The organism is Kribbella sp. ALI-6-A (assembly GCF_001984195.1).
In the GTDB taxonomy this organism is placed as follows: Bacteria; Actinomycetota; Actinomycetes; order Propionibacteriales; family Kribbellaceae; genus Kribbella.
The window spans coordinates 1,112,101-1,131,657 of sequence record NZ_MTQN01000011.1; the positions used below are offsets into that span (position 1 = coordinate 1,112,101).

A 19,557-nucleotide genomic window follows, 5' to 3' on the forward strand; every position below is an offset into this window, starting at 1 on the left:
GGACCGCGGGCCAGCCTGCCCGATACATCGGCGGCAAAACCAGCAGTGCCCCGGAGCAGTGTACAAATCGTTACCGGAACGGGTACCCCGGGAGTACATTTGAGACGAATATTTACTTAGAGTTAGCAATTCTCCACAAAACGCGGCGGCACAGCACCGTCAATGGCCATTTAGTGCCAGATTGTCACTCCGCGTGCAGACGGCCAGCGCTTCCAGTTTCATCACTCTGAGTGAACAGGGCCGCCAGAGGGCCGTCGGCGGTTCGGAATCCCGGTGCGGAACGGCAGCGGCGCCGCAGCCCACTCGTGGGACCGCGGCGCCGCGGGTCCGGGGTGCTGCCCCGGACCGGATGGCTCGCCGGCGTCAGCTCTGGCGCACGTTGACCGTGACGAACGGGGGCTTGACCACCTCGAAGGCCTCCTGGCGGCCGCGGATGTCGACGGTGACCTGGTCGCCCTCCACCACCGCGGCGTCCAGCAGGGCCAGGGCGATGCCCTTCTTCAGGGTCGGGGAGAAGGTGCCGGAGGTGACCTCCCCCAGGGGCGTGCCCTCGGCGCCGGCGACCGTCATGTGCGGGCGCGGGATGCCGCGGCCGACGGCGCGCAGGCCGCGCAGGATGCGGGCCGGGCCGGCCTCCTTCTCTGCGCGCAGGGCCGCGTCGCCCCAGAAGTGCGGCTTCTTCCAGCCGACCGCCCAGCCCGACCGTGCCTGGACCGGGGTGATCTCGGGCGAGATGTCCTGGCCGTGCAGCGGGTATCCCATCTCGGTCCGCAGGGTGTCGCGCGCACCGAGACCGGCCGGCACGATGCCGTACTGCTCGCCCGCGGCCAGCAGCGCGTCGAACACGGCGACGGCGGCGGCGTTCGGCACGACCAGCTCGTAGCCGCGCTCACCGGTGTAGCCGGTGCGGCAGACGACGACCGGCGTACCGTCGTGGTCCGCGACGGCGAAGGCCATGTAGTCGTGGCCGGTCGGCAGCCCGATCGCCGCGACCACGTCGTCGGAGTGCGTGCCCTGGACGGCGAGGATCGCGTAGTCGTCGTGGGTGTTGGTCACCACGACGCCGTCGGGCGCCTGCTCGGCCAGCCGGCGCACCACCTCGGCGGTGTTCGCGGCGTTCGGGATCAGGAACACGTCGTCGTCGGCGTGCAGGTACGCGATCAGGTCGTCCACCACGCCGCCGTCCTCGGCGCAGCACAGCGTGTACTGCGCCTGGCCGGGGCCGATCTTGCCCAGGTCGTTGGTCAGGCACGAGTTCACGTACGCCGCGGCGCCCGGCCCCGTGACGGTCGCCTTGCCCAGGTGGCTCACGTCGAAGACGCCGACCGAGGTCCGGACCGCGGTGTGCTCGGCCACCACGCCGCCGTACTCCAGCGGCATCTCCCAGCCGCCGAACTCGGCGAACTTGGCTCCCAGGGCGACGTGCCGCTCGTGCAGCGGGGACTTCTTCAAGCTGGTCATGCTGCGGAACCTACCTGACCGGACCGGTCCGGTGTCAGCGCGCGAACGGGCCGCGGCGGCGGTGTGGCACGCGTCTCCCACCGCGTCGCCCCGTAGCATGCTGCGTGCGTTGTCGGGCAGCATTCACGTACCGTCACGACCGGCGCACCGCCATCCGTCAAGGAGGACTGAGGATTTCGTGAGCACCATCACCCTGAGCAAGTCAGATGCGGCCGGCGTCAAGACCGACGTCGTCGTTTTCGGTGTCGTCAAGCTCGGCGGCGGCGTCGCGCTGCCGGCCGGCACCGAGTCGCTGAACGCCGCGTACGACGGCCGGCTGGTGGAGGTGCTGTCCGGACTCGGAGCCACGGGCAAGGCCGGCGAGGTGACCAAGGTGCCGGTGCCGGGCAGGTCGGCGACGCTGATCGCGGTCGGCCTCGGCCCGGCGCCGGACGGCGCGCTGAAGACCGAGGACCTGCGCGTCGCCGCGGGCGTCGGCGTCCGGGCCGCGAAGACCGCGCAGTCGGTCGCCTTCGCGCTGCCGACGCCGGACGCCGACTGCGTCCGGGCCGTCGCCGAGGGCGCATTGATCGGCCGCTACTCCTTCAACGCCTACAAGTCGGAGGCGTCGACCGACGCGCCGGGCAACCTGACCGTGCTGACCGACCTGGCCCGCAACAAGGACGCCAAGGCCGCGCTGGAGCGCGCGCAGGTGGTCGCCGACGCGGTGCACCAGGTCCGCGACTGGGTGAACACTCCCCCGTCGGACCTGCACCCGGCCGAGTTCGCCGTGCACGCCCAGAAGCTGGCCCGCGAGTACGGCGTGAAGGTCGAGGTGCTGGACGAGAAGGCTCTGGCCAAGGGCGGGTACGGCGGCATCCTCGGCGTCGGCCAGGGCTCGACCAACCCGCCGCGGCTGATCCGGCTCAGCTACACCCCGAAGAAGCCGGTCACCCACCTGGCGTTCGTCGGCAAGGGCATCACCTTCGACTCCGGCGGCCTGTCGCTGAAGACGGCCTCGGGCATGGTCAGCATGAAGGCCGACATGGCCGGTGCGGCCGCCGTCGTCGGCGCGACGATCGCGATCGCGCGGCTCGGACTGCCGGTCCAGGTCACCACGTACGCCGCGATGGCCGAGAACATGCCGTCCGGTTCGGCGGCCCGGCCCTCCGACGTCCTGACCATGTACGGCGGCAAGACGGTCGAGGTGCTGAACACCGACGCCGAGGGCCGGCTCGTGCTCGGTGACGCGCTGGTCCGGGCCAGCGAGGACCAGCCCGACCTGATCGTCGACGTGGCGACGCTGACCGGCGCCTGTGTCGTTGCCTTGGGCACCAAGGTGGCCGGCGCGTTCGCGAACACCGACACCGCCCGCGAGCGGGTCGTCGACGCCGCGATCGCGGCCGGCGAGGCGATGTGGCCGCTGCCGATCCCGAGCGAGATGCTGGACAAGCTGCGCTCGCACTCCAAGGTCGCCGACCTGGCCAACATCACCGGCGAGGCATGGGGCGGTGCCCTGGCCGCGGCCGCCTTCCTCGGCGACTTCGTTGCTGACGGCATCGACTGGGTGCACCTGGACGTCGCCGGCCCGGCCTTCAACGACGGCGGCCCCTCCGGCTACACCCCCACCGGCGGCACCGGCTACTCGGTCCGCACCCTGGTGGAACTGGCCGCGGCCGCCAGCTGAGTCTCCTGATTCGCTACCCGGTCGGATCGGCCGGGTAGCGAATCTCCAGCATCGTGCAGCCGTCCTCAGTCCGGTACGGTCCGTGCGGCATGCCCGGGCGCCGGGCGGCGTACTGGCCTGGCCCGAAGGTCTTGCCGAGGGTCAGGTCGGTCAGCGAACCCTCCAGCAGGTAGACCTCCTCGAAGTACTCGTGCCGGATCACCTCGTCGCCCGAGCTGGTTCCTGGCGCCCAGTGGGCGATTCGGGTCAGCTCTCCGTCGTGGCCTTCGCTCAGCACTCGCTGGCTGGTCCCGCCGCCGGCATCGGTCCACGCCACCTGGTCGACCGGGAAGAACTCGTGCTCGGCCTTCATGTCAGTCCCAGGCCGCGGCCAGCTGCTCCACGGCGTACTCGATCCGGCTGGTGAGGCCGCGCGGATCGGTCAGCTCCACCCGCCAGGCGTCGGCGAACTGATCCACTCCGGCGATCATCGGGATGGTCCCGCTGAGCAGGACCGTTCCCGGCCGCAGCAGGTTGCCCAGCTCCTTCACCCAGTACGCCGGCGGCAGCAGCTGCGCCAACGTGCCGTCCTGGATGAGCTGCTCCTCGCCACCGTGCCGCACCCACGCCTTGAGCGTGAACTGGTCCAGCTCGTGCTCGATCGACGCCAGCGGCCACGCGACGTCGCCCAGCAGGTCCGGCGCGGTCTGCTTGCTCCACGCGACCCCGTGCACCTCCAGCGCCCGGTCGGTGTGGTCGCAGGCGGCGGTCAGCAGCAGGTCGTCCGGCCCGTCGCCGACCACGAGCGCCCACTCCGCCTCCCCCGACGTGCGGTTGTGCGCGACCTGGACGACCTCCGGGCGGCTCACCAGCGAGATCGACAGCGGATAGAGCGTCGGAATTCGCCGCGGCGCGGGCACGCCGAGCTCGGCCAGCTCGTCGACGTGATGCTGGACCTGCGCGGTGTCGCGGCCGGCGTACCCGGCATTGAGCGCGTAGCGCACCTCGATCTCCCGCGGAGTGCCGTCCGGGAGCGTGAATCGCAGGGTCTGGGACACGGAATCCTCCACCGATTTGTCGGACATCGCTTGCGTGAACACGTTGTATACGACGAGTATGGAGCATCGTCCCAAGGAGGTCCACCGATGCCCTTGCCCCCTGCTCCCGGCCCGGCCCCGACGCCGGCCACATCCCAGGGCGACCGCCGGAGTCTGTACAAGGCGTTCGCCGCGAGCCTGTCCGGCACGTCGCTGGAGTGGTACGACTTCGCCGTCTACAGCTCGGCCGCCGCGCTGGTCTTCGGCGACCTGTTCTTCCCCGGCAGCGATCCGCTCACCGGCACGCTGCAGGCCTTCGCGACGTACGCCGTCGGGTACGTCGCCCGCCCGCTCGGCGGCATCTTCTTCGGCCGCCTCGGTGACGTGATCGGGCGCAAACGCGTGCTGGTCGCGACGCTGCTGCTGATCGGCGTGGCCACGTTCTTCATCGGACTGCTGCCCACCTACGCCCAGGCCGGTGCGATCGCCCCGGCCCTGCTGGTCTTCCTGCGCTTCGTGCAGGGCGTGGGAGTCGGCGGTGAGTGGGGCGGCGCGGTCCTGCTCAGCAGCGAGTTCAGCGAGGCCGGTCAGCGCGGCTTCTGGGCGTCCGCTGCACAGGTGGGCCCGCCGCTCGGCACGCTGATGGCGAACGGCGTACTGGCGGTGCTGGCGGGTGCGTTGTCCGAAGACGCGTTCCTCAGCTGGGGGTGGCGCATCGCCTTCCTGCTGTCCGCCGTACTGGTCGGCTTCGGTCTGTTGATCCGGACCAAGCTGGAAGAGACACCGGTGTTCAAGGAGCTGGAGGCGCGCGGCGACCGGCCGACCGCACCGGTCACCGAGGTGTTCCGGACGCAGGGCCGCGGACTGGTGGCCGCCATCCTGGCTCGGGTCGGGCCGGACGTGCTCTACGCGATGTTCGCCGTGTTCGTGCTGACCTATGCGACACAGGAGCTCGGTATGAGTCGCGGCCAGGCCGTCACCGCCGTACTGGTCGGGTCCGCGTTCCAGGTCGGGCTGATCCCGTTGTCGGGCTGGCTGTCCGACCGGTACGGGCGCCGGCTGGTCTACGGGATCGGTGCGATCGGCGGAGCGCTCGGGAGCGTGGTGTTCTTCACCATCGCGTCGTCGCTGGCGACTGTGCTGCCCGGTGTGGTGATCGGGCTGGTGTTCCACTCACTGATGTACGGGCCGCAGGCGGCGTTCGTGGCGGAACAGTTCACCGCTCGGCTGCGCTACACGGGCAGCTCGCTGGCCTACACGCTGGCCGGAGTGATCGGTGGTGCGCTGGCACCGCTGGCGTTCACGTACTTCCTGGCCAAGACCGGTACGGGCTATGTGATCGCGGCGTACATCGTGGTGGCCTGTGTGGTCACGCTGGTCGGCCTGCGGCTCGGCCGGGCGGTGCAGGACGACGTGGAGGCCGGACCGCAGGACGCGGTCACCACCGCTAGCCCTGCATGAGGATCGAGCCGGTGGTGTCGAGGTGGCGAAGGATCGCCGCCTCGGCCGCCGCCGTGTCACCCGAGGCCAGGCCGTGGACGATCGCCTGGTGCTCGGCCAGCACGTCCTGTCGCCGCGTGGCGCTGCGCTGGAGCGCCACGACTCCCAGCAGCACGTGCCGCGCGCGCAGGCTGTCGTACAGGCGGCCGAGCACCGAGTTGCCGGCCGCCTCGATCAACAGCGCGTGGAACTGGCTGTCCAGCTCGATGAAGTCCTTGGCGTCGCCGGACTCCACGATCGCCCGCTGCTGCTCCAGTACGGCGGACATCGGCGCGACCGGCGTCGTCCCGGCGGTCAGGCAGGTGGTCGCGGCCCAGCACTCGATCACGCCGCGGGCCTGCATCATCTCGGCGATCTCGCGGCCCGGCACCGGCGCGACGAACGCGCCGCGGTGCGGGACCAGCTGGACCAGGTCCTCGGCGGCCAGCATCAGCAGCGCCTCGCGGACCGGCGTACGGGAGACGCCGACCTCGGTCGCGACGGCCTGCTCGTTGATGAACGTGCCGGACACCGCGGGGTCGCTCAGCACGGTCCCCCGCAGGTACTGGTAGGCGCGGTCGCGGCCGGAGTCCCCACTCAATTGCATACTCAACGTATACAGCCTTGGAGGGTTCATGACAGCTCTGTCCACGCTACGGGTCGCCGCCGCCCAGATCCTGACCACCGCGGACCCGGTCGCCAATCTAGCCGTCGCGGTCGACGCCGTCCGGCGGGCCGCGGCCGACGGCGCCTCGCTGGTCGCCTTGCCGGAGGCGACGCTGGCGGCGTTCGGCAGTGATCTGCGGGCGGTGGCCGAGCCGCTCGACGGGCCGTTCGCGACCGGGCTGCGCAAGGTCGCGGAGGAGACCGGGGTGGTTGTCGTCGCGGGGATGTTCGAGCCGGCGGAGGACGGGCGGGTGCACAACACGCTGCTCGCGACCGGGCCGGGCGTCGAGGCGTCGTACCGCAAGATCCACCTGTACGACGCCTTCGGCTCGCGGGAGTCGGACTTGGTCGCGCCGGGCAAGGAGCTGGTGGCGTTCGAGGTCCAGGGCGTGACGGTGGGGCTGGCGACTTGCTACGACCTGCGGTTCGCGGACCAGTTCACCGCGCTCGGGCGACTGGGGGCGCAGCTGATTGTCGTACCGGCGTCTTGGGGTGCTGGGCCTGGTAAGGAAGAGCAGTGGGACCTGCTGACGCGCGCCCGGGCGTCGGACGCTCAGGCATGGCTACTGGCCTGCGACCAGGCGTGGACTCCGCCGGTGGGCACTGATCCACTGGGAATCGGCCGGAGCGTACTGGCCGACCCGCTGGGCCGGGTGAGTGCGCGGCTCGGATCCGAGAGTGGGCTGCTGCTGGGCACGGTCGACACCGAGCTGGCCGCGACCACGCGCCAGCGGGTGCCCGTCCTGTAGGGACTAGGCGAGCCCGTTCTTCTTCTGGCGGGCGTTGTACTCCCGCATCCGCGGCGGGTAGCCGACCACGGCCGCGTCGTACGACGGGATGCCGAGCTTGTTCAGGAAATTGTGCGCCCACTCGACCGAGGGGACCCGGCGACGAGTCCACTCGCCGTCGACGGCGACCAGGAGCAACGTGTACTCGGTCACCGCGGTGCGCGGCTCGACGAACCCCTCGACACCCTGCCGGGTCTGGACGAACTCCCGCAGGTGCGCCTGGTCGGGGGTGTCCGACTTGCGCATCGTGCCGGGCTTTTGCCGGCGACCGAACCACTTCATGGTCAAAGTGTCCCCTATCACCGCAAGTTCCTCCCGGATCCGGCCGCCCGCCACCACGTGCCGCCGCGGCCACCCCTCACTTGCGGCCACCTGAGCGGAGGCCACGACCGTGGCAGCACGTGGTGCGCGGACCGTCCGTTCCCCCGAGGACCCCCGCCTCCGGACGGCCCGTCGTACGGGCTGCTCAGTACGACGCGGTCTGGCCGGCGAAAGTTCGGAACCGGTCGCCGGACGCCGGCCGGGGCGGCGGCGTCCTCAGCGGACACCGCCGCTGAATCGCGGGCGCCGAACGGCGAGCCCGAGCACGACGTGGCGCCGCCGCGGTGACAAGATGACGCCCGGGCCGGAACTCCGCGATCCGGGGCCGCCCGCCGACCTGTTGACCCACGGAGGAACCTGTGACGACCACGGCAGACAGCACGCAGACCTACGACCTGGTGATCCTCGGCGGTGGCAGTGGCGGGTACGCCGCCGCGCTGCGCGCCGCCGTACTCGGGATGTCGGTCGCGCTGGTCGAGAAGGACAAGCTCGGCGGCACCTGTCTGCACCGTGGCTGCATCCCCACCAAGGCGCTGCTGCACGCCGCCGAGGTGGCCGACTCCGCCCGCGAGGGCGAGCAGTTCGGCGTCCGGACCACGCTCGAGGGCGTCGACATGGGCGGCGTGAACAAGTACAAGGACGGCGTCGTCGACCGGTTGTTCAAGGGCCTGCAGGGACAGATCAAGGCCCGCGGCATCACCGTCGTCGAGGGCGAGGGACGGCTGACCTCCCCGACCACGGTCGAGGTCGCCGGTACGACGTACACCGGTCGCAACGTGATCATCGCGTCGGGCTCGTACTCCCGGTCGCTGCCGGGCCTGCAGATCGACGGGCAGCGGGTGATCGCCAGCGAGCACGCGCTCACCCTCGACCGGGTGCCGGAGTCCGCGGTGGTGCTCGGCGGCGGCGTGATCGGGGTCGAGTTCGCCAGCGCGTGGACGTCGTTCGGGACCAAGGTGACGATCGTCGAGGCGCTGCCGCGGCTGGTCCCGGCCGAGGACGCCGACTGCAGCAAGACCCTGGAGCGGGCCTTCCGCAAGCGCAAGATCGGCTTCAAGACCGGTACGTCGTTCGAGTCGGTCGAGGTGACCGACAACGGCGTGAAGGTGACCGTCGCCGGTGGCGAGGTGCTGGAGGCCGAGGTGCTGCTGGTCGCGGTCGGCCGCGGCCCGAACACCGCCGGACTCGGCTACGAGGAGGTCGGCGTCGCGCTCGACCGCGGCTTCGTCACCGTCGACGAGAACCTGCAGACCAGCGTGCCGGGCGTGTACGCCGTCGGCGACATCGTGCCCGGGCTGCAGCTCGCGCACCGCGGTTTCCAGCAGGGCATCTTCGTCGCCGAGCACATCGCCGGGCTGAACCCGGCGCCGATCGACGAGGCCGGCATCCCGCGCGTCACCTACTCCGAGCCGGAGGTCGCCTCGGTCGGTCTGACCGAGCAGCAGGCCCGCGACACCTACGGCGACGTCGAGATCCTGAACTACAACCTCGGCGGCAACGGCAAGAGCCAGATCCTGAAGACCCAGGGGTTCGTGAAGCTGGTCCGGGCCAAGGACGGCGCGGTGGTCGGCCTGCACATGGTCGGCTCCCGGGTCGGCGAACTGATCGGCGAGGCCCAGCTGATCTACAACTGGGAGGCGTTCCCGGCCGACGTCGCGCCGCTGGTGCACGCCCACCCGACCCAGAACGAGGCCCTCGGCGAAGCGCACCTCGCGCTGGCCGGAAAGCCTTTGCACTTCCACGAGTAAGTTGGTGGTGCGCCGTGACGGGCGTGTCCGCCGTGACCCGGCGGCAGCCCGTTCCGGCCGCACCGTAGGCTGACTTCGAGACCGATCGACGAAGGAGCAACGACCGTCATGCCGACCTCTGTATCCCTGCCGGCCCTCGGGGAGAGCGTCACCGAAGGAACCGTCACCCGCTGGCTCAAGCAGGTCGGTGACACGGTTGCCGTCGACGAGCCCCTGCTGGAGGTCTCGACCGACAAGGTCGACACCGAGATCCCCTCCCCCGTGGCCGGCACGCTGCTGGAGATCAAGGCCGCCGAGGACGAGACCGTCGAGGTCGGCGCCGAACTGGCCGTCATCGGCGACGCCGGCGAGTCCACCGGCGGCGGCTCCGGCGACTCCGGCGCGTCGACCGACCAGCCGGAGGCGTCGTACTCCGGCTCCGGCTCCGGCACCCAGGCGTCCGACGAGGCTCCCGCCGCCCAGGCCCCCGCCGAGCAGGCGGCCGCGGACGCGGGGACGGCGCCCGGCGGGTCGGCCCCGGCCGCGCCCGCTGCGGAGCAGCAGGCCGCGCCGCAGGCGCAGGCCCCCAGCAACGACTCCTCCAACTCTTCTCCGTCCGAAGCGGCCTCCCCGGCCGCATCGGCACCGGCCTCCAGCGGCACCTCCGTCACCCTCCCCGCCCTCGGCGAGAGCGTCACCGAAGGCACCGTCACCCGCTGGCTCAAGCAGGTCGGCGACGACGTCGCGGTCGACGAGCCGCTGCTCGAGGTCTCCACCGACAAGGTCGACACCGAGATCCCGTCGCCGGTCGCCGGCAAGCTGCTCGAGATCAAGGTCGCCGAGGACGAGACGGTCGAGGTCGGCGCCGAGCTCGCCGTCGTCGGCTCCGGTGACGCGGCCCCGGCCCAGCAGGAAGCCCCGAAGCAGGAGGCTCCGGCCGCCGCTCAGGCTCCCGCCGAGCAGGAGGCCCCGAAGCAGGAAGCCCAGGCTCCGGCTCAGGCCCCTGCCCCGCAGCAGGCCCCGCCCGCCCAGGCCCCGACTCAGGCCCCTGCCCCGCAGCAGGCCCCGCCGGCCCCCGCCGCGCAGCCCGCGGCCCAGGCCCCCGCCCCCCAGGCGGCCCCGGCCCAGCCGGCAGCCCAGGCCCCCGCGGCCCAGCCCTCCCAGTCCTCTTCTCCGGCCGCCGCAACCTCGGCCCCCGCAGCCTCCCCGGCCGCATCGGCACCGGCCGCCAGCTCCAACGGCTCTTCCAACGAAGGCCCGAACTACGTCACCCCGCTGGTCCGCAAGCTCGCCGCCGAGCACAACGTCGACCTCGGCGCCGTCCAGGGCACCGGCGTCGGCGGCCGCATCCGCAAGCAGGACGTCATCGCCGCCGCCGAAGCAGCGAAGGCCGCTCCCGCCCCCGCGGCAGCTCAGTCCTCGTCGGCGCCGGCGGCCAAGGCTCCGGTCAGCCCGCTGCGCGGCACCACCGAGAAGATGAGCCGGATCCGCAAGGCGATCGCCAACCACATGGTGAACTCGCTCAAGGTCTCTGCCCAGCTGACCACGGTGGTCGAGGTCGACGTCACCGAGATCGCCAAGCTGCGTAACGCGAAGAAGGCCGAGTTCGAGGCCCGGGAGGGCGTCAAGCTGTCCTTCCTGCCGTTCTTCGCGCTCGCCGCGGTCGACGCCCTGAAGCAGTACCCGAAGCTCAACGCCTCGATCAACGAGGAGGCCGGCGAGGTCACGTACCACGCCGCCGAGCACCTGGGCATCGCCGTGGACGCCGAGAAGGGCCTGATGGTCCCGGTCGTGCACAACGCCGGCGACCTGAACATCGCGGGTCTGGCCAAGAAGATCGCCGACCTCGCCGAGCGCACCCGCAACAACAAGGTGCTGCCGGACGAGATGGCGGGCGGCACGTTCACGATCACGAACACCGGCAGCCGCGGCGCCCTGTTCGACACCCCGATCCTGAACCAGCCGCAGGTCGGCATGCTCGGCACCGGCGCGGTCGTCAAGCGCCCGGTCGTCATCACCCACCCGGAGCTCGGTGAGACCATCGCCATCCGCCAGATGGTGTACCTGGCCCTCACCTACGACCACCGCCTCGTCGACGGCGCCGACGCCGCGCGCTACCTGACGGCCGTCAAGCAGCGCCTGGAAGAAGCCCAGTTCGACGTGTGATCCCGGCCGGCGCCGAGCCACCCGCCCGGCGCCGCCCACCCCAGCACCACCGCCGACCCGCCTCGAGCCTCACCGCCCGCGGCGGGTCGGTCCGTTTCAGGCCCATCCGCCGCAAGGTTTCAGCCCGTCCGCTCTAAGACAGTCCCCGTCCCGACACCTGCGACGTCAACTAGACGACCACCCCCGCCCACCGCCCGCAACCTCCCCTTCCTCCCCTCGTCCCCCGGAGATTCCGCGATGAAGTACGTGCTGGCCGGCGCCTCCGGCTTCCTCGGTACGGCGCTCACCCGCGACCTGACCGCCGCCGGCCACCAGGTCACCCGCCTGGTACGCCGTACTCCGTCCTCCCCCGACGAACTCCGCTGGAACCCCGCCACCGGCCACCTCGACCCCGCCGCCCTGGCCGGCGCCGACGTGCTGGTCAACCTCGCCGGCGCGAACATCGGCCTGCGTCCCTGGACCCCGACGTACCGCAACGTCCTGCGCGAGAGCCGCGTCAGCACCACCGCAGCCCTCGCGCAAGCCGCCGCGCAGCTCGACCGCAAACCGGTCTTCATCACCCAGAGCGGCGTCGCCGGCTACGGCACGGACTGCGGCGACCGCATCCTCACCGAATCCTCGCCGCTCGGCGACGGCTTCCTCGCCGAGGTGGTCCGCGTCTGGGAAGGCGCCGCCGACCCGGCCCGCGCCGCAGGCTGCCGAGTAGCCGCCCTCCGCACCGGCATCGTCCTGGGCCGCGACGCCCCCGCGTTCCAGCTCCTCTCCCTCCCCTTCCGCCTCGGCCTGGGCGCCCGTTTAGGCTCCGGCACCCAGTACTTCCCCGTCGTCTCCCTCACCGACTGGCTCCGAGCCGTCCGCCACACCGCCGAACAGGACACCGTCGAGGGCCCCGTCAACATCACCCTCCCCACCCCCACCACCAACCGAGCCTTCACCAAGGCCCTGGCCGCCCAACTCCGCCGCCCCGCCGTCCTCCAGGTCCCCGCCCCCGTCCTGACGACCGTCCTGGGCGAGTTCGCCTGGGAACTCCTGGGCAGCAAACGCGCCCTCCCCACCACCCTGCAGAAGACCGGCTTCACCTTCACCCACCCCACCGCCCACGAGGCCCTGGCCGCAGCCCTCGCCCGCTGACCACCCTCGGAGCACCGCCCGCTGACCACCTCGCCGCAGCTCGCCCCCTACGCCCCGGCGCAGCCTCCGCTCGCTGACGCCGCGCCGCAGCCCTCGGGCCCGCTGAGACCCTCGGCGTAGCCACCGCCCGCTGACCGCGCTACCTCGACGCTCGCGCCAAGGCGGCACCAGAAATGTCGCACCACGATCCAGGCACGCACTGCGCGCATCGGACGCCGGATCGGGCCCCCGCGGCGATCGAGCGCCGAACGTCGGGCTCCAAGCCTCGACCTGCCGGCGTACGGTCGCTCGCCGGGTCCAGCTGTTGATGGTCTCTGGACTAGCGCTTCTCCGAGGGCGAGAACGCGGGCAGCACGGTGGCAGTGATGTAGTCGGCGGCCTTGTCGGGGGTCAGGCGGCCGGCGGTGATTTCGTCGGCGGCGCTGTGCATGACGCTGTGCATGACGCTGACGAGCCAGCTGGTCGGGAGGTCGGTGCGGAAGGCTCCTTCGGTGCGGCCTCGTTCGACCAGGCGCTCTACGCGTTTGACGGGGCCGGCGTGGAGGTCGCGGATCTTGCTGGGCGGGAGGACGTCCTGGGCGGCGATCAGGAGTGAGCGGGACTGGTTGACCAGTTGCCAGCTGGAGTCGATGAGGCGGGCGAGGGCTTCTCGTGGGTCGCCGGTGAGGTCTACGGCGTCGAGGGCGGCGTGGCCGTCGTCGATGGCTTGGGTGAGTGCTGCCTCGACCAGGTCGGCGCGGTTGGGGAAGTGGCCGTAGACGGTGACACGACCGACGCCGGCGGTTTTCGCGATCTCGCTGACGCTCGCGTCGGGGTTGCGGCTCAGGGACTCGATCGCGGCGTCGAGGATCGCCGCGATGCTGCGCTGCGCGTCCGCTCGTCGCGCCGGGGCGGCCGGCGAACGTGTCGACGCGGTTGAGCTGCGCGGCTTTTCGTGGGTCGTGGCCACCCGAAACTCCTCTTGTCGAACACCGGTGTACGAGTTAGTGTAGCGCAAATAACTCATACATCGCTGTACGAACTGGAGGTTCTCTCGTGTCTGGACTACCCGCCGGCGAGCCAGAAGCCGTGACTGCAGATCCCCGCCGGTGGCGTCTGCTCGCGCTGCTGGGCGTGGCGCAGTTCATGCTGATCCTGGACGTGACCGTCGTCGCGATCGCGCTGCCGCACATCGGTACCGACCTCGGCCTCGAGCGCGACACCCTGACGTGGGTGGTCAGCGCGTACACCTTGGTCTTCGGCGGTCTGATGCTGCTCGGCGGTCGAGCGGCCGACCTGTTCGGTGCTCGCCGGGTGGTGCTCACCGGCTTGCTCGTCTTCACCGTGGCGTCCCTGGTCACCGGCCTCGCCGAGAACGCGACGATGGTGATCGGTGGCCGGATCGCGCAGGGGCTCGGCGCGGCGATGCTGTCGCCTGCCGCACTCTCGGTGGTGACCAAGACGTTCCACGGCGACGAGCGCAACAAGGCACTCGGCATCTGGTCGGCCCTCGGCGGCGGCGGTTCGGCGATCGGCGTACTGCTCGGCGGGCTGCTGACCGCGGGACCGGGCTGGCAGTGGGTGTTCTACATCAACGTGCCGATCGGCATCGCGGTGCTCGTCGCACTGAGCCGGACGCTGCCGACCGACCTGCCGACCGGACCGACGGCTCGTCTGGACGTACCGGGCGCACTCCTGGTCACCGCCGGTACCGGCACCGCGATCTACGCGCTGATCAACGCCGGCGACTGGGGCTGGCTCGACGGCAGAACGCTCGGCACGTTGGCCGGCGCGGTGGTGCTCTACGCGCTGTTCGCGGTCGTGCAGCGGACCGTCAAGTCGCCGCTGATGGATCTCCGCATCCTCGCCCGCCGCCCGGTGGCTTCGGGAACGTTCCTCATCCTGGTCGCGACGGCGCTGATGATCGCGGTGTTCTTCCTCGGCTCGTTCTACCTGCAGCACCACCAGGGGTACGGCGCGCTGCGCACCGGTCTGCTGTTCCTGCCGGTGGCCTTGGCGACCATCGTCGGGGCGCAGGTGGCCGGCGGCGTCATCGGTACGGCGGGCGGCCGTACGGTCGCCGTGATCGGTCTGCTCATCGCCGCGGTCGGCACTGGCGTCGCGGCCCTGGGACAGGGGCCCGTCACGGTGGTCGTCGGAATCAGCGTCGGAGCGGCCGGCATCGGCGCGGCATTCGTCGCCTCGTCCGCGACCGCGCTCGGGCAGATCGCTCACCACGAGGCGGGTACTGCGTCGGGACTGCTCAGCACCTTCCACGAGTTCGGCGCGGCTGTTGGAGTCGCGGTGGTCTCGAGCATCGCAGCCGCGAGTATCGCGGGAACCACCGACGCCGGATTCACCGATGCGTTCACCTTCGCCGCAGTGACTGCTGCTGTCGCGGCGCTGCTGGCTCTGGCTGTCGTGCCGTCGCTGAAGCCGGGGGCTGACGTCACGACTCCCGCTCACTGACGACCCGATAAGCAAGGTGACGCTTCGGGATCGGCTGGTTGGTCGCTGAGAACCGTTGAGTGGCTTGACTGAAGACGGAGGGAGCATGCGGTCCGGGGCGGAATTCTGCTCCGGATCGCTTGCAGGGAAGGGAATCACGCTGGACCGATGCTGGTGATGCGCCAGGTCTTGCCGGTGGGGATCAGGGTGATCCGGCGGGTGGTGGAAGGGCCGGGAGGAAAGGGGGTCCGTCGGCCGGTGGGAGTCAGGGCAGCACCGGAGACGAGGCGGTCGGTGACTCGGAGGATAACGGCGGGTCCGGGGGTCGGTTCTTGCTGCAGGTGCTGGATCTGGAGGCGGAGGTCGGCGATGCGGATCCTCTGGACCTGGTACGACGCGAGCAGGGCACGGTCGGCGGACCAGGGAGCGCTGCCGGGTTGGTAGACGGCGTCGAGTTCGGCGGGGTTGAGGGTCCAGAAGGCGTGGGCTCGGCGTTGGTCGAGGGACTCCAAGGTTTTGCGCCAGGGGCTGGCGGCGGAGGTGGGCTGCGGGGTTGCGGGCGGGATGGCGGAGGGCTTCGGGGTCGCGGATGGGATGAAGGAGGGCTTCGGGGTCGTGGATTGGACGGACGGTGGCGCCGGGGTTGCCGGAGCGGCGACTGGGGTTGGGGAGGTCGACTCGATGGGGGTTGGAGAAGCCGACTCGGTGGGAGTGGGCGAAGGAGGAGCGGCTGCGGCGGGGTTGGTGGTGGGCGTGTTGAGGATGCCGAGGGTGGTCAGGGCGATGGCGGTGACGACCAGCGCGGCCAGGGCTGAGGCGGCGACAACTCCGTAGGCCGTTCGGCGGGAACGCGGGGCTCGATGGGTGGTGGCGAGGATCTGGTTGAGCCGGGTGGTGTTGTCTCGGCGGGCTCTGCGGGTGGTGTCCCGGCGGGACCGGCGGCGGGTGCGGGAGCGTCGAGAGCCAAACGTCGGGGCCGCGCGGAGGGTGGAACCGGCCAAGGTAGGCGTGGCACCGGCGAAGGGGGGCGTGGCACCGGCGAAGGTGGGCGTGGCGATTGGCCTCGGGTCGGGTGCGGCGGGGGCGGACGTCGGGCTGGACACAGCAGGTCCGGACGCAGGCTCAACCGTGGTGGGGCCGAGCGTCGATTTGCGTCTGGTCCCGGGTGCGGAGTCCGGCGTTCGAAGGGTTCTCGGGATGGGTGGCGTGGCGGCCGTCGGCGGGAGCTGGATCGAGGGCACACCCTCGGCTTGTGAGGTGGACGAGGCCACGGAGTGGTCAGGGAAAGCAAGGTTGAGCGGAGTGGGTGGCGACAGGTCGAGGACCTTGCGGGCAAGGACGGATGCGTTCGTGTCGATGAAGAGCGTCGCTGGGAACGACGTCGTGGTGCCGGCGGCGAGCTCGGTCAGCGCCGACAACGCCGCGATGTCGTCGGCAGGAGTCGTCGTGGGATCTTGAGACCGAAGAAACGTGTCAGTGATGACGGGACGTCCGTCGGCGTCGAAGAGGATGTTCTCGGGCGTCAGACGGCCGTGGTGCAGGCCCTTGGTGTGCAGGATCGCGACGGCGTCGGCCAGTGGGCTGATCAGTGTGACCAGTTCGCCCAGGGTGAGGTCGCCTCGGCGGTCCACGAGTGCGGTGAGGTTCCCGGCCGGGACGTGCTGGCCGAAGAGCAACCAGTCGTTGTTGGCCTGGCGGACCTCGATCAGCCGGGCGATGTGGGGATGATCGATGGCCAGCAGCGTGGTCAGGTCGCGCTCGAAGGTGGTCGGGTCGGTGATGGACGGGGCTGGGATGCGTTTGAGTACGGCGTGGCGGCCGGAGGCGAGGTCGCGGACCAGCCAGACGGTGCCGACGGATCCGGACCCGAGCCTCCGGCGCAAGCTGTAGCCGGCGATGTCGTCGAGTGCCATGCCAAGAGAGTGCACGAATCAGCACCGCCGGCCGTGAGGTTATCCACAGCGCAGCACCAACGGAGGCCCTGTGGACGGTGGCCGACGTCCGACCATGGGCGAGGCATACACTCGAAGACGTGAGGGCTATCAACTACGTGGAGGCCGGATTCGGCGCCGAGGCGGTCGACTACGAGCAGGCGTGGGAGGAGCAGCGGCGGCTGCACACCGCGGTTGCCGAGGGCACCGGTGCGGACACGGTCGTCCTGCTCGAGCACCCGCCGGTCTACACCGCCGGCAAGCGGACCGAGCCGCACGAGCGGCCGATGGACGGTACGCCGGTGGTGGACGTCGACCGCGGCGGCAAGATCACCTGGCACGGCCCGGGCCAGCTGGTGGGTTACCCGATCGTCAAGCTGGCGTCGCACGTGTACGTCGTGGACTACGTCCGGCGGCTGGAGGAGGCTCTGATCGCGGTCTGCGCCGAGTTGGGCGTACGGACCGGGCGGGTCAAGGGGCGGAGCGGGGTGTGGGTGCCGGCCGACGAGCGCGGGCGTGAGCGGAAGATCGCGGCGATCGGGATCCGGGTGGCCCAAGGCGTGACCATGCACGGGTTCGCGCTGAACTGCGACAACGACCTGGCGTGGTTCGACCGGATCGTGCCGTGCGGGATCTCCGACGCCGACGTGACCACGTTGTCGAAGGAGCTCGGGCGGGAGGTGAGCGTCCGGGAGGTTCTGCCGACGGTCCGGCGCGAACTGGACCGGATGCTGGCCTGGGACGAGTACGAGCGCACGCCCGATCTCGACCACGCGGACCCGGCACCGACCGGCATCACGTACGGGTTGGCCGTCACTCCCTAGCAAGGGCGGGGCCGTCAGTCCCCAGCGAACCGGGGTCGGCGACGACTCCCACCATCGCGCGCCTCGTGACAGTGCGTAGGTGAAGCTCCGATGGAGCGCCGAAGTGTCGTCGCTGTGTGTGGGAAAAACGTCGCTACGGTGGGCGTGTGTCCAAAATCCTTGGTTTTCTTCTCGGGATCGTCGCGGCGCTGGCAGGTCCGGCCGCGTTCGGAGTGCTGACCGCCGAGGGCGGGGTCGAGCTGAACGCGAAGGAGATGGCGCTTGCCTACGGCATCGGAGCGCTGATCTTCTGGGCGCTGGTGTCGTACTTCTCCGGAGCGGCGGCGCTCGGTGCCGCGCTGACGCTCGGCGCGATGATCTACGCGGTGCACTGGATCCCCAACCGGACGACGAACTTCCTCAACGACGTCCCGGCCGTGACCACCGGCATGATCAACGGCATCAAGGCCTACACGCTGAACGGCGTGGTGCCGATCCTCGCGGTGATCTCACTGGTGTACGCGATCCAGCTGATCGTCCAATCCGTACGCCGGCGCCGCCGCGAGCGGGCCGAGGCCGAGCGGCGGCAGCGCGAGCAGGAGCTCGCGCAGGCGCAGCAGGAGGCCGAGGTCGCGGCGGTCTACCCGTCGGCCGGTGCGGAGTACGCGCCGCCGGCCGGGGACAACCGGTTCCAGAGCTTCGGCAACACCAGCTACGACGACCTCTTCGAGGACGAGCCGGCGCCGGTGCAGCCGCGGAGCCAGGCGGACGAGAACACGATGCAGTTCAGCGAGGCGGACGCCCGGGTGCGGCCCGAGCAGACCGCGGCGGTCGGTGCCGTGAGCAACGATGCGGACCGGACGGCGCGCGCCGAGGCGGCCGACGACGAGACCCACAAGGTCGCGCCCGAATCGGACGCGACGCAGGTCGTTGCCGCGGACTCGGACGCGACGCAGACACAGGCAGGTGCCGCAGACTCCGACGACGCCACGCAGACACAGACAGCTGCCGCAGACTCCGACGACGCCACGCAGACACAGGCAGCTGCCGCGGACTCCGATGCGACACAGCAGGTGCCGGTCGACCGGGACGCGACGCAGCAGATGCCGGTCGCCGAGGCGCCGCAGGACAAGAACGACAAGGACGATCAGCCGCCGGCCGCGAGCACCGGTGCGACTGCGCTGGCCGCAGCGCCCACGACTGCCCAGCTGCCGAGCACACCGCCGGCAGCCCCTCAGCCGCAGGCCGAAGCCCCGAAGGCTGAAACCCCGAAGCCCGACGCCCCGACTGCTGAGGCGCCGAACGCCGCACCCGAGGCGGTCCAGCCGAAGGCGCCCGAGGCCGCCCCACCCAGATCCCCCGAGCCGCCGAAAACCCCCGGCCAGCAGGCGTTCGCACGCCCCGTGGAAGAGGTCGGCCAGCAGTACCGCGAGCGGATGGACGACCCCGAGGAGACCGGCGAGTTCTTCGTCGGACAGTTCCGGCCCGCCGGAGCCTGACGGCACACTCACACAGGCCCGGTCGCACCAGCGACCGGGCCTTTGCCTTGCCGCGCGCGACCTCGAAAAACGGCCTGCACCCGAAGCGCCGCCGGAGTTAGGCTCGGCGAATGAGTTTGTTATGGGAACAGGTCATCGTTCACTCGGCGGATCCGAGGGCCCTCGGACAGTGGTGGGCCGACGCGCTCGGCTGGGTGGTGGTCTACTCCTCCGACGACGAGTTCGAGATCCGTCCCGCGCCGGACCAGATGCCGGGCCTGGACTTCGTCCGGCTCGAGGAGGCGAAGAAGTCCAAGAGCCGCCTGCACCTCGACTTCAGGCCGGACGACCAGGAGGCCGAGGTGGCCCGGCTGATCGCCCACGGTGCACGGCGCGTCGACGTCGGCCAGGGCGAGGCGTCGTGGGTCGTGCTCGCGGATCCCGAAGGCAACGAGTTCTGCATCCTCGGCCAGCCAAGCCAGTAGGCCGCTGCCAGA

At 70.9% G+C, this 19,557-nt stretch carries 17 protein-coding genes; 10 read left to right on the forward strand and 7 right to left on the reverse strand.

All coding sequences use genetic code 11. The annotated features are described in order from the left end of the window. Positions 1–363 precede the first annotated feature (363 nt). Positions 364–1,461 carry a glycine cleavage system aminomethyltransferase GcvT gene (gene gcvT / locus BWI15_RS25725; protein WP_077016995.1) on the reverse strand — a complete coding sequence of 366 codons (1,098 nt, stop codon included), beginning with the start codon at positions 1,459–1,461 and terminating at the stop codon, positions 364–366. 178 nt (positions 1,462–1,639) lie between these two features. Between gcvT and BWI15_RS25730 the strand changes: the two genes are divergently transcribed. Further along, positions 1,640–3,127, forward strand: a complete 1,488-nt coding sequence (locus tag BWI15_RS25730; RefSeq protein WP_077016996.1) for a leucyl aminopeptidase — start codon at positions 1,640–1,642, stop codon at positions 3,125–3,127. Positions 3,128–3,140: 13 nt separating this feature from the next. Here BWI15_RS25730 and BWI15_RS25735 read toward each other — a convergent pair whose 3' ends face one another. Both BWI15_RS25735 and BWI15_RS25740 read right to left on the reverse strand, forming a co-directional pair. Further along, positions 3,141–3,479: a cupin domain-containing protein gene (locus BWI15_RS25735; protein ID WP_077016997.1), complete on the reverse strand. Its 339-nt coding sequence runs from the start codon at positions 3,477–3,479 to the stop codon at positions 3,141–3,143. Position 3,480: 1 nt separating this feature from the next. Then, positions 3,481–4,164 carry a DUF2848 family protein gene (locus BWI15_RS25740; protein WP_202817725.1) on the reverse strand — a complete coding sequence of 228 codons (684 nt, stop codon included), beginning with the start codon at positions 4,162–4,164 and terminating at the stop codon, positions 3,481–3,483. An 87-nt stretch (positions 4,165–4,251) separates the two neighbouring features. On the opposite strand from BWI15_RS25740, the gene BWI15_RS25745 reads away from it, so the two are divergent. Then, on the forward strand, positions 4,252–5,604 hold the full coding sequence (locus BWI15_RS25745) for an MFS transporter (RefSeq protein ID WP_077016998.1): 1,353 nt from the start codon (positions 4,252–4,254) through the stop codon (positions 5,602–5,604). Here BWI15_RS25745 and BWI15_RS25750 read toward each other — a convergent pair. After that, the gene (locus BWI15_RS25750) at positions 5,591–6,229 is read right to left on the reverse strand and encodes a GntR family transcriptional regulator (RefSeq protein ID WP_077016999.1); all 639 of its coding nucleotides are present in this window, start codon (positions 6,227–6,229) and stop codon (positions 5,591–5,593) included. The two genes, BWI15_RS25745 and BWI15_RS25750, sit on opposite strands and share 14 nt — an antisense overlap. A 28-nt stretch (positions 6,230–6,257) precedes the next feature. On the opposite strand from BWI15_RS25750, the gene BWI15_RS25755 reads away from it, so the two are divergent. Further along, the gene (locus BWI15_RS25755) at positions 6,258–7,037 is read left to right on the forward strand and encodes a carbon-nitrogen hydrolase family protein (protein WP_077017000.1); all 780 of its coding nucleotides are present in this window, start codon (positions 6,258–6,260) and stop codon (positions 7,035–7,037) included. A 3-nt stretch (positions 7,038–7,040) separates the two neighbouring features. On the opposite strand, the gene BWI15_RS25760 is transcribed toward BWI15_RS25755, so the two are convergent. After that, a complete protein-coding gene (locus BWI15_RS25760) occupies positions 7,041–7,358 on the reverse strand; it encodes a hypothetical protein (RefSeq protein WP_077017001.1) in 318 nt (105 codons plus the stop codon). Between the two features lie 398 nt (positions 7,359–7,756). On the opposite strand from BWI15_RS25760, the gene lpdA reads away from it, so the two are divergent. The 3 genes from lpdA to BWI15_RS25775 all read left to right on the forward strand — a co-directional run bounded on the left by lpdA (position 7,757) and on the right by BWI15_RS25775 (position 12,421). Further along, positions 7,757–9,145 carry a dihydrolipoyl dehydrogenase gene (lpdA, locus tag BWI15_RS25765; RefSeq protein ID WP_077017002.1) on the forward strand — a complete coding sequence of 463 codons (1,389 nt, stop codon included), beginning with the start codon at positions 7,757–7,759 and terminating at the stop codon, positions 9,143–9,145. A 108-nt stretch (positions 9,146–9,253) separates the two neighbouring features. Continuing rightward, positions 9,254–11,290, forward strand: coding sequence for a 2-oxoglutarate dehydrogenase, E2 component, dihydrolipoamide succinyltransferase (gene sucB / locus BWI15_RS25770; protein WP_077017003.1), 2,037 nt, complete (start codon positions 9,254–9,256; stop codon positions 11,288–11,290). A 237-nt stretch (positions 11,291–11,527) separates the two neighbouring features. After that, positions 11,528–12,421, forward strand: a complete 894-nt coding sequence (locus BWI15_RS25775) for a TIGR01777 family oxidoreductase (RefSeq protein ID WP_077017004.1) — start codon at positions 11,528–11,530, stop codon at positions 12,419–12,421. 319 nt (positions 12,422–12,740) lie between these two features. On the opposite strand, the gene BWI15_RS25780 is transcribed toward BWI15_RS25775, so the two are convergent. Next, entirely contained in the window at positions 12,741–13,370 is a 630-nt protein-coding gene (locus tag BWI15_RS25780) for a TetR/AcrR family transcriptional regulator (RefSeq protein WP_237771463.1), read from the reverse strand. Positions 13,371–13,489: 119 nt separating this feature from the next. On the opposite strand from BWI15_RS25780, the gene BWI15_RS25785 reads away from it, so the two are divergent. Then, a complete protein-coding gene (locus BWI15_RS25785; protein WP_330359538.1) occupies positions 13,490–14,869 on the forward strand; it encodes an MFS transporter in 1,380 nt (459 codons plus the stop codon). Positions 14,870–15,003: 134 nt separating this feature from the next. Here the strand turns inward: BWI15_RS25785 and BWI15_RS25790 are convergent, their stop codons facing one another. Then, positions 15,004–16,761 carry a protein kinase domain-containing protein gene (locus BWI15_RS25790; protein ID WP_077017006.1) on the reverse strand — a complete coding sequence of 586 codons (1,758 nt, stop codon included), beginning with the start codon at positions 16,759–16,761 and terminating at the stop codon, positions 15,004–15,006. 119 nt (positions 16,762–16,880) lie between these two features. Between BWI15_RS25790 and lipB the strand changes: the two genes are divergently transcribed. The 3 genes from lipB to BWI15_RS25805 all read left to right on the forward strand — a co-directional run bounded on the left by lipB (position 16,881) and on the right by BWI15_RS25805 (position 19,545). Continuing rightward, positions 16,881–17,603 (forward strand): lipoyl(octanoyl) transferase LipB, encoded by a 723-nt coding sequence (gene lipB, locus BWI15_RS25795; RefSeq protein WP_077017007.1) that lies wholly within the window; start codon positions 16,881–16,883, stop codon positions 17,601–17,603. 146 nt (positions 17,604–17,749) lie between these two features. Then, a complete protein-coding gene (locus BWI15_RS25800; RefSeq protein WP_077017008.1) occupies positions 17,750–19,081 on the forward strand; it encodes a hypothetical protein in 1,332 nt (443 codons plus the stop codon). Positions 19,082–19,191: 110 nt separating this feature from the next. Then, the gene (locus BWI15_RS25805; protein ID WP_077017009.1) at positions 19,192–19,545 is read left to right on the forward strand and encodes a VOC family protein; all 354 of its coding nucleotides are present in this window, start codon (positions 19,192–19,194) and stop codon (positions 19,543–19,545) included. Positions 19,546–19,557: the final 12 nt, after the last annotated feature.

Bases quoted from the DNA above. Each gene is read 5' to 3' on its own strand.
- gcvT (WP_077016995.1), bottom strand. From the start codon at position 1,461: ATGACCAGCTTGAAGAAGTCCCCGCTGCACGAGCGGCACGTCGCCCTG.
- BWI15_RS25735 (WP_077016997.1), bottom strand. From the start codon at position 3,479: ATGAAGGCCGAGCACGAGTTCTTCCCGGTCGACCAGGTGGCGTGGACC.
- BWI15_RS25745 (WP_077016998.1), top strand. From the start codon at position 4,252: ATGCCCTTGCCCCCTGCTCCCGGCCCGGCCCCGACGCCGGCCACATCC.
- BWI15_RS25750 (WP_077016999.1), bottom strand. From the start codon at position 6,229: ATGCAATTGAGTGGGGACTCCGGCCGCGACCGCGCCTACCAGTACCTG.
- BWI15_RS25755 (WP_077017000.1), top strand. From the start codon at position 6,258: ATGACAGCTCTGTCCACGCTACGGGTCGCCGCCGCCCAGATCCTGACC.
- BWI15_RS25760 (WP_077017001.1), bottom strand. From the start codon at position 7,358: ATGAAGTGGTTCGGTCGCCGGCAAAAGCCCGGCACGATGCGCAAGTCG.
- sucB (WP_077017003.1), top strand. From the start codon at position 9,254: ATGCCGACCTCTGTATCCCTGCCGGCCCTCGGGGAGAGCGTCACCGAA.
- BWI15_RS25775 (WP_077017004.1), top strand. From the start codon at position 11,528: ATGAAGTACGTGCTGGCCGGCGCCTCCGGCTTCCTCGGTACGGCGCTC.
- BWI15_RS25790 (WP_077017006.1), bottom strand. From the start codon at position 16,761: ATGGCACTCGACGACATCGCCGGCTACAGCTTGCGCCGGAGGCTCGGG.
- BWI15_RS25805 (WP_077017009.1), top strand. From the start codon at position 19,192: ATGAGTTTGTTATGGGAACAGGTCATCGTTCACTCGGCGGATCCGAGG.